Genomic DNA, 2,226 nt, shown 5'->3' with positions numbered 1-2,226 from the left:
GGGATCGAGTACCTGGGCCGCACCGACGACCAGGTGAAGATCCGTGGCTTCCGGATCGAACTCGGCGAGATCGAGCAGGCGTTGACCCGCCACCCCGCCGTCCGCCAGACCGTGGTGACCGTTCGGGAGAGCAGCGAAGGAGACCGCCGGCTGGTCGCCTACTGCGCGGTGGACGGCGCCGCCGCCCCCGAACTCGCCCACGCGCTGCGCCGGTTCGCCGGCGAGTCGCTGCCCGGCTACATGGTGCCCGCCGCCGTGGTGCCGCTCGACGCCCTGCCGCTGACCGGCAGCGGCAAGGTCGACCGCCGTGCTCTGCCCGCCCCGGACTTCGCCGCCCTGGCGGCGGCCGGCGGCCGGACGGCCCGTAGCCCGCAGGAGGAGATCCTGTGCGGCCTGCTCGCCGAGGTGCTCGGCCTGGACGCGGTCGGCGCCGACGACGACTTCTTCGCGCTGGGCGGGCACTCGCTGCTCGCCACCCGGCTGCTGAGCCGGGTCCGGTCCGTGCTGGGTGTGGAGTTGGGTATCCGGGACGTCTTCGAGGCGCCGACCGCGGCCGGGCTCGCCGGCCGCCTCGACGCGGGCTGCGACCGGCTCGCGCTGAGCGCCCGGGCCGAGCGGCCCGAGCGGGTGCCGCTGTCCTTCGCGCAGCAGCGGCTCTGGCTGATCGACCGGATGGAGGGCCCGAGCGCCCTCTACAACCTGCCGCTCGTGCTCCGCGTGACGGGCGAGCTGGACGCCGCGGCCCTGGAGCTCGCCCTCGGCGACCTGGTGGCCCGGCACGAGAGCCTGCGCACGGTGATCGAGGAGGAGGACGGAACCCCGTACCAGCGGATCCGACCGGCCGAGGCGGCCCGCGTCCCCGTCGAGCCGCTGCCCGGCGGCACCGCGCCGGAGGCCTGCACCTCGCGCCCGTTCGACCTCGCCGCCGAACTGCCGATCCGGGCCCACCTGATCCCGGCCGGCCGGGACGAGCACCTGCTCGTCCTGGTGCTGCACCACATCGCCGGTGACGGCTGGTCGATGGGCCCGCTGCTGCGCGATCTCGCCGTGGCCTACGCGGCGCGGGTGGCGGGCGCCGCGCCCGAGCAGGCGCCGCTGCGGGTGCAGTACGCGGACTACGCGCTCTGGCAGCGTGAGCTGCTCGGCGAAGGCGAGGGCGAAGGCGAAGGCCAGGCCCAGGGCGGCCTCCTCAGTCGCCAACTCGCCTACTGGCGGGACGCGCTGGCCGACCTCCCGGAGGAGCTGGCGCTCCCGGCGGACCGCCCCCGGGGCGCCGTCGCCAGCCACCGCGGCGACCGGATCGTCCATCCGCTGGGCGCCGAACTCCACCGCGAACTGGTGACGTTGACGCGCTCGCAGCGGGTGACGATGTTCATGACCGTCCAGGCCGCCCTCGCCGCCCTGCTCACCCGGCTCGGAGCGGGCACCGACGTGCCGATCGGTTCGGTGGTGGCCGGGCGGTCCGACGAGGCGCTGGACGACCTGGTCGGCTTCTTCGTCAACACCCTGGTGCTGCGCACCGACACCTCGGGAGATCCGAGCTTCACCGAACTGCTGGCCCGCGTCCGGGAGACCCAACTCGACGCGCACGCACACCAGGACGTGCCGTTCGAGCGGCTGGTGGAGGAGCTGAACCCGGCCCGCTCGCTGGCCCGCCACCCGCTCTTCCAGGTCATGCTGGTGATGCAGGGTGACGGCGACGCGGCGCCGCTCGACGCGGCCGGTCTGGACGTCTCCGTCGAGCCGTCCGGTGGCGCGGTCGCCAAGTTCGACCTGAGCGTCGGCATCGGCGAGTCCTTCGACGCGGACGGTGCACCGGCCGGCCTGGAGTGCGTGATCGACTTCGCCACCGACCTCTTCGACCGGGAGACGGCCGAGGCGATCGCCCTCCGGCTCGGCCGGCTGCTGGCGGCCGTGGCGGCCGGGCCGGACCAGCCGATCGGTCGGGCGGAACTGCTGTCCCCGGTCGAGCGGGTCGAACTGCTGGGCGGGGTGGTGCCGTTGGCGGTGGAGGTGCCGTTGGTTCCGGCTGTGTTCGAGGCTCAGGCCGTGGCGACTCCGGAGGTGGTGGCGCTGGTCCACGGGGGCGTCGCGTTGACCTTCGCGGAGTTGGACGCGCGGGCGAACCGGTTGGCGCACCGGCTGATCGCCGCCGGGGTGGTCCCCGGGTCGGTGGTGGCGTTGGCGCTGCCGCGTTCGGTGGAGTCGGTGGTGGGGTTGCTGGCG

At 74.7% G+C, this 2,226-nt stretch carries 1 protein-coding gene; it reads left to right on the top strand.

Going from position 1 to position 2,226, the window contains the following annotated elements; all coding sequences use genetic code 11:
• Positions 1-2,226: condensation domain-containing protein (locus tag AB0O82_RS38630; protein ID WP_363589730.1), on the top strand; the 2,226-nt coding region annotated here is incomplete at both ends.

Source organism: Kitasatospora sp. NPDC088264 (assembly GCF_040685715.1).
In the GTDB taxonomy this organism is placed as follows: domain Bacteria; phylum Actinomycetota; class Actinomycetes; order Streptomycetales; family Streptomycetaceae; genus Kitasatospora.
Note: the sequence above shows the minus strand (reverse complement) of the source record. Positions and strands in the feature narration are given on the sequence as shown.